The following is a 7733-nucleotide window of genomic DNA, read 5'->3' as shown; positions in this document are numbered from 1 at the left end:
GACGTGTGCTCTTCCGATCTCGCAGCGTTGAGATTCTGGAGCTACAAAGTAATGGAACTACTAAGATAGCTACCTTTGCCCCACACCATGCCTCGGATAAAGACCATAGCGCTCCGGATAATGCTGCAGCCGGTGTAAGGTCAGCAAAGCTGAGCTCACAAAATAGAACGTCACATACGTCTAATGAGCACGATAGCAGTTCTTCATTATCACGTGAAGAAATGTTAGAGCGTATTAAAGATGGGCTTAATGAAGGCTGCATAGTCTATAACATTCTCAATGAGGATCCATCTGACGCCCTCGATAAGGATCAGTCTGATGCCCTATTCTTGCCTTCAAGAGGTATTAAGCTAATTAGCGGCGCAAACGGCACTGGCAAGACTGTCTTAAGTATCTTAAGAGCTCTCTACTTAAGCTGTGCTGATGTTAATGACAATGCGGGCAAGACCTTAGTTATTACACGTAATATGCAGTTTATGTCTTTAGTTGAAAACTCTTTAACTAATGAGTCATTGTCCAATATCGATATTAATTCTCTGAGGCTGTTTGAGGGAGATGATGTAAAAGCCTATGTGGCTCATCAAAGAGGCGTCTCGCTTGAACGAGTTAAGAACACACCGCTTATGTGTACTGGTAAAACTCGTACTAACATGATGAACAGTGCTATAGATGAGGTTAAAAGTGCCTACAGTGATTTTGCTCTCTTAGATGTGCTCTCAATTTGTTTTAATGAATTCAAGGTCATCGTCACTGAAGGTATTATTGATTCAGATGAATATATCAAGCATATACAAGTGCGCCGTGTAAAACCTCATGAGCTTTTAGATGTAGAAGTTGATAAGGATAGCTTCTATGAATTTATCTTTAAGATAGCGGTTGTGTACGAGCGACTGATTAAAGAGTCAAAATACGCCTATGATTCACATTTGCTTCACCAGTTATGGAGTGAGTTACCTGCATCATTCAAGAGCTGCTCAGAATATCAGCACATTATCATTGATGATGCGAACCATGTACCGAGCTGCGTGATCAAAGCCCTTACCAATAGCATTGCGCCAGGTGGTTCTCTGACACTATTTGTAGATAAATATAGACTCGGGTCTTATCCTCTGTATATTGAAAGCCTAGAGTTTTTATCACATGCTCATCATGAGATCCTGGTTAGTAATTACCGATCTCAACATCTAATACACTCTCTAGCTTCGACATTTGCCAAAGCTAATGGTCAAAAATTAGATGAAAGAGATTTGAATTTCAATCAATATAAGAAGGTAAAACCACGTCTTATTTGTGCAGATAGCAAATGTGAGGAAGAAGCAAGGATTATAAATATTGTATCGAACTCTAAAGGCATTAGCTCTATCGCTTTTCTCGTGAGCAACAGTTCACAAGTAACACTCTTAAGCAAGATACTACCCAATGCTAAAAAGATTAAGGAATTAAGTAGCTGTGAGCTTAAGATGCCCAATGGCGTATATATTGGAGCAATGTTAGAGGCGAAGGGGCTTACCTTTGATGCAGTATGTTTGCCTTTTATGAGTGAAGAAGCTTTTGACTCCCTTTTTAATGAAGAAGATGACTTAGAGGCGGCCAGAAGCATCTATACAGGCATTAATTGCGCATCTAAGTTTCTAGGTGTATTGTACTCAGGCAATCTGACCAAACATCTAAAATGCGTGGTCGATAAGTTTGAAAGCTGATGGCCTTATTGAAAATGCAATTAGCTGCATGAAATCCTTTGGCTTAAGAGGGTCGAGGCTGAGAAGTAACGAGAGTCTTAACAATAAGATTCATAACCTCGCATTGTAGTTCTTGAGAATCTTGATAGCGAGGCCTACATTCAGCGAAAACTTATGGGTCAGAAAGCACCTTAGGCGATAATCAGATTAGCAATGAGAGAGCATTAATGTACATATCATTGAGCAAAGAAGTTCTTAAGCGCATTCAAGCTGGGCTTAATCAGGACTCTATTGTCTATAGCTTAATTGATAAGCTCGATAACAAGCAGTCTGAGGCCCTATTCTTACCTGATCAGGGTATTAATCTTGTAAGTGGCTGCTCTGGTTCTGGCAAGTCTGCCTTAAGTATCTTAAGAGCGGTCTACTTAAGCCGTAAAGATGCTAATGACAACTCTGGCAAGACCTTAGTGCTTGTTCGTAATGCGCAGTTTATGTCTATTGTGCAAAACTCTTTGACTGATCAGGCGCTTAAGGGCATTGAACTTACTACCTTTAGGCTCATGGTGACTGAGGATGTTAAAGCCTATTTAGCCCATAAGTTTGGTCTGTCGCTTGAACAGATCAAGAAAAAAACATTGCAGTGTACTGGTAAGACCCGTTCAGCACTTATAAGCAGCGCTATAGATGAGGTCAAACAAGCCTATCCAAGCTTTGCACCATTGGATATTTACTCCATTTGCGTAGAAGAAATCAGGATCATAACAGTCGAGAGTATTCTTGATTCAGATGAGTACCTAAAGCATATACAGCAACGATCTATCAAGCCTCATGAGCTTTTAGAGGTAGAGGTTGATGAACCTAGCTTCTATCAATTTATCTTTAAGATCTATGTAGTGTATGAGCGTCTTATCAAAGAGTCTAAATACGCCTATGATCCGCACATCATGCACTATTTATGGAGTGAACTAGACCCTCAATTTAAGAGCAGCTCAAAGTTTAAGCACATCATCGTCGATGATGCTAACCATGTACCGAGCTGTGTGATTAAGGCAATAGCTAATCATCTAGCTGAAGATGGCTCACTTACGCTCTTTTGCGATAAGCTCGGCTTTAAATCCTATCCTATTTACCTGGAGACTATAGAGTTTTTATCTCGCGCTCAAAGTGTGGAGCTGTGTACTAATTACCGCTCTCAAGTTCAAGTGCACCAACTCGCTCACTACCAAGCTAGCAACAGCCTGCCAACAAGTGTTGACGAGGAGTTTAACGGCACTAAAGCAGATGCGATTAAGCCCAAAGTGCTAAAAGTAGATAGTGAGAGTGCTGAAGATGAGCAGCTTGAAAAGCTTGCCACGCTCTATAAAGACTCTAAAAGCTTTGCTTTGCTTGTGAGCAAGTCAACTGAGGTAACACGCCTTAGCAAGATGATGCCATATGCCCAAAAGCTAAAGGATGTAAGTGCATTTGAGCTTAGGATGCCTAGTGGCGTGTATATAGGCACTACCCTGGAAACTAAGGGCATTACTTTTGATGTGGTGTGTATGCCTTTTATGTCTGAAGAGAGGTTTGACACAATTTTCACCCCTGAAGATCTCTTCATTGCTGCTAAAACTATCTATACAGGTATCAATTGCGCAGCAGATGAGTTCTATGCCCTTTACTCAGGTAAGATCAGCAAGTATTTAAGCCCTCTGTTAGATCACTTTGAGGAAGGTTAGTCTTTCAAAGAGTGGAACATCGGTGCTTTTACGCTTTGATGCTTCAATCTTGCTTATGCGTAACTATAGTGATTAGCACTAGCATCTAGTTAAGCTTACTTAACTGTAAGGCCTCAAGAGGCCAAGTTAACTCAATATTAAGGTTTTGCTATGACTACTGACATTGCAACTTCTACTATCCATTACCGTGCCTTGGGTGCCATGTTAGGTGCTGCCTATGGTGATGCTTTAGGCTGGCCTAATGAGAGAAGTCGCAATAAGGCCAAAGCTCCTGATGCAGGTTCATTTCATAAGCTTAGAGCATGGCAAAGAGATCAGTCTACGAAATTTGCTATCTTGCGCTATGAGATTGAAAAAGGCAGCTATAGCGACGATACGCAAATGATCTTGTGTCTATCGCGTGCTCTATTAAAGTCAGATCAGTGGTATAAGCACTACACGACCAAGGAGCTTCCTTTTTGGCAGGTGTATCAGCGTGGTGGTGGCGGTGCTACTAAAAGTGCAGTTAAGTCTTGGGCAAGTGGTATAGCCCCATGGCTCTCTGATGAAAAAGAGCGCTTTTTTAATGCAGGTGGTAATGGTGTAGCCATGCGTGTGCTGCCTCATGCCATTATGGGCTATAAGCTCGACTTTGGGCACACCGCACATAATATCTTGCTCGATGGTATTACCACCCATGGACACCCACAGGCATTAGTGGGTGCTTTAGCCTATGGTTATGCTTTGTGGTATGCATTGCGCCAAGGGAGCTTAGCTAATCACACCCTACGCTCTGCACCAAGTGGCAATGAAGCTACTCAAGGAAGTAATGAAGGTGTAGCTAACGACGGTAAGGGTGTAGGCCCTTACCCATATGCAGAACTATTTTATGAGGCAAACTTTGCTAAGGTGGTATTAGATGCCATCGATGAGTGGTCAGCCTGTGCTTTAGATTATGATCTGCCCGAGAGCTTTATTGAGCTTGCACAAGATAACTCATCGTCAGGTGCTAACTACTCCTACCGTGCTCTATGGGATGAGGCTGTGGCTACTATGCAAAAGTATTTGGTCACGGCAGCAAGCTCTTGTGAGCATATTACAGCTGCCTTAGCTAAGGTAAAGAGCGCTACAGGAGCAAATGTAGCAAGCCCTGCTTTCTATGAGCAAGTTGAAAAGCTCAATGACAATAGCCTAAAAGAATTGAATTGCTTTGACAAAAGTATTAGTGGTGCCGGTACTGTAGCTGCAGCAGTGGCTATATACCAAGCAAGTGCCTATCTACATGATCCCGTAAGTGGCATTGTAAGACTTGCCTTTGCTAAGGGCTCCGATACCGATACTAATGCCTCAATGGCAGCAGCACTCTTAGGCTCTGTATATGGAGAAGGCTTTATCGATGGTGAGACTCTTGCTGAGGTGCAAGATAAAGATTGCATACGTGAGTATGCTCATGCCTTAGTTAATAGCGCTTATGCTCAGCCATGTTTAGATGGTGCCACTATCAAGACTATGGCGCTTGGTGGTCAAAAGTTTAGTGACCGCACTTGGTCAAATAATTTCTTTAAGCCAATCAAGGACAGCACTAAAGCTAAGGGTGCAGCAGCTAAGTCAAAAGCCAAAAGCAAAGCCGCTCAAGCTACAGCATTTGATGAGGGACTGTTTGCCAACAGCCTACTTAGTGATGCTGATATGCAAGCAAACCCATCAGAGGCCATTCACAGTGCAGACGAGATTGCCTCCACCATGCGTCAGGCATATGCAGGACATATCTCTACCCCATGGTATGGCTTTGTAACTGACAAGGTGCTGCCTATTGGCCTTGGTTGCAAGACTTTTTATAAGCTTGAGCGCTCAGATGATACGGGCGACAAGTTATACATTTTTGCCCGCATTGAGGCTAGTGACGGACAGACCTTCTATGCAAAAACCTCACAAACCATTAAGCAAGATAAAGACGATGACGACGCTAGCGCATCTCATCTAGCCCCAAGCCATGCCGCCCAAACTACCAAAGGCTCGCCAGCTCCAAAAGCAGCTAAAGAAACTATACAAGCAAGCACCTCAAGCAATACCGAGCCTGCAGATACTTTAAGCGCGCATGCACTTCAAAGTCCAAATGCAAATGCAAATACCAACGTACACGCTAATGCCAATGCGCCTGTCGTATCTCATGGCTCTCAAAGCTCAGATGACACCATCGGCTTTGATAGCTTAATTCCAAGGACACATGCGCAAGCATTCTCCCGCAATAGCAGCACACGACCAGCTGCTCCAACTCAAGAGACACAATCCACCACTGCAAAAAGCCAGGCAGTAGATACTTTAGCAGCTACTTCGCATGCGGCTGATGCTCCAAACAATGAAGCTATCTACAGACATATATCTAGCTCTGATCTGGTGGCAGTAAGCGCTGTTAGCAGCGCTAGAGGCAACGATAGCACCATGGTGCAATGCTATCAGGCAGGCTTTAAGGTATGTGCGGAGTCGTTTGCAAGGTCAATTGCGTTCTACAAAGACTGCTTAGGCCTTACCATTAAGAAACAAACACGTACTACAGTATCTTTTGAGCAAGGTATTACCTTAATTGCTTCAAACTATCTGCAAAGTAAATGTGGCTTACCTAATGACTTTAGACTGCGCTCACTTATCTTTTTAGATGTGTCTAATATTAGATGGGCCTATGAGCAGCTGCAGCGCTCTTCCTTTACTATCATAAGCGCTATTGCTCCATGGCCTAAGAGCGACAAAGAGTTCTTTAGAGCTCAAGACCCAGATGGCAATATAGTAGAGGTATTTGGTACCGTCACCCAAGCTTAACTACCATAAGAGCCTCAGCGAGCGGCCTAATCAAGGCACTAATCATGTCCTAAGCACGCAAGCAAGGCCGAGAAAACAGCCTTTAGCAAGCTTTAAGCAGGACGTGTGATGCATAAGGACAGGCTGACACTTAAGAACCATTTGTACAGCAAGCAACACAAGGTAAGAGCGGATCCTGCGTTTCAAAGTGATGGCCAATGCTTGGATGGCAAACGACTGCATTGAGTGCATGTGCGGGCGCTGTAGATAGTACCCCATAAGGAATGGTAAAGAGCTATGAGCGGTGAATGAATTTCACCTTAGTAAGTTACAGCCTATGAATGGATAGCTGTAGAGCAGTATGGGGACTCTTTTACAAAATCTCAGAGCCGGAGGGGTCTGGCAGTAGCTAAGCGCAGACTATGGCTACTGCGCAATTTAGAGTGGCGATTACTTATTCTCTGCGGCAGGAACGGCTGCAGGAGCAGATACGGTATTTGCATCGGCTTTGACATTAGCAGTATCTAATGTTGCGGTTGAGGCGTTCTCAAGGTGCTGATCTTGGGCCTCACGCTTCTTACGACCTTCGATAAGAATTTTACGGGTAATGTAGTTAAACACCATTACGATGAAGGTGGCGACGAGCTTGCCGATAATATAGCTAATGGCCAAGACCTCTACAGTAAACCACATAATGCCGTTGTTAATGAACAGGCCCATGGTTGAGAGTACAAAGAACATGATGAGGCGAGTTAGCGACTTTTGCTTCTTGCTTGGGGTAAAGACCCACATCATGCTCAATACATAGTTAACCCATACTGAGACGATAAATGAGATGGTAGCTGAGACTAAGTAATCTAAATGTACTAGCTCAGTTAAGATAAGCAGCAGTCCAAAGTCGATAACAAATGCAATGCCACCAGTAACGGCAAAGCGCATAATCTGCTTAAATAAGGGACTGTAGATAAAGTCTAAGGCCATAAGATGCTCCTCGATTTAGGAGTGGCAAAATAATCTACTGAGCACAGACTGTCAAGCAAGTTTGACAAAAGCGATGCCTAATGCCCTATCTTTACTCAAAAATAATGCAGAATCAAAGTAAAAATATTGAGGCAACACAAACACAGTAGCTCAAAGCACACAATGCGGCGCTATGTAGCCTATGATAATCGAGAGAGCTTAGTTGAAAATGAGCAGAACAGCAGTGAGACCAAATCTCATGCCAGTCACAAGGTAAAACCTATTCTCTAACCATGCAATAAAAAGAGCTGGTTGAACGCTTGCTGCACATATAAATAAGGCCGCAAATGAGAGTAAGCGGCCTTAAGAGATATGAGAGATTATTTGTTTTTAGCGACTAACGACCGCCTAAGAGGCTTAATGCTACGGTTGGACGCTGATTTGCCTGACTTAAGATGGTCTGAGAGGCCTGCTGGATAATCTGGTTCTGAGTTAAAGCAGCAGTCTCAGAGGCAAAATCAGTATCGCGAATACGGCTGCGTGCATCAGACTCATTCTCAGCAATAGAGCTCTGATTGCGGATGGTGCTTTCCATACGATT

Annotated in this window: 4 protein-coding genes; 2 read left to right on the top strand and 2 right to left on the bottom strand. The window is 43.3% G+C overall.

Going from position 1 to position 7733, the window contains the following annotated elements; genetic code table 11:
* The first annotated feature begins 1906 nt into the window (after window positions 1-1906).
* Window positions 1907-3397, top strand: a complete 1491-nt coding sequence (locus tag RDO37_RS04970) for a hypothetical protein (protein ID WP_308498322.1) — start codon at window positions 1907-1909, stop codon at window positions 3395-3397.
* A 150-nt stretch (window positions 3398-3547) separates the two neighbouring features.
* Complete coding sequence (locus RDO37_RS04965) at window positions 3548-6193, top strand: ADP-ribosylglycohydrolase family protein (RefSeq protein WP_308498321.1); 2646 nt, start codon at window positions 3548-3550, stop codon at window positions 6191-6193.
* A gap of 429 nt (window positions 6194-6622) precedes the next feature.
* Here the strand turns inward: RDO37_RS04965 and RDO37_RS04960 are convergent, their stop codons facing one another.
* On the bottom strand, window positions 6623-7153 hold the full coding sequence (locus RDO37_RS04960) for a GtrA family protein (RefSeq protein WP_308498320.1): 531 nt from the start codon (window positions 7151-7153) through the stop codon (window positions 6623-6625).
* 376 nt (window positions 7154-7529) lie between these two features.
* Window positions 7530-7733 (bottom strand): flagellin (locus tag RDO37_RS04955; protein WP_308498319.1); only part of this gene is annotated, 204 nt, incomplete at its 5' end.

The sequence above is a fragment of the uncultured Anaerobiospirillum sp. genome, assembly GCF_902485895.1.
Lineage (GTDB): Bacteria > Pseudomonadota > Gammaproteobacteria > Enterobacterales > Succinivibrionaceae > Anaerobiospirillum > Anaerobiospirillum succiniciproducens.
The sequence above is the reverse complement of the archived record's forward strand: the minus strand, read 5'-3'. Positions and strand labels throughout refer to the sequence as shown.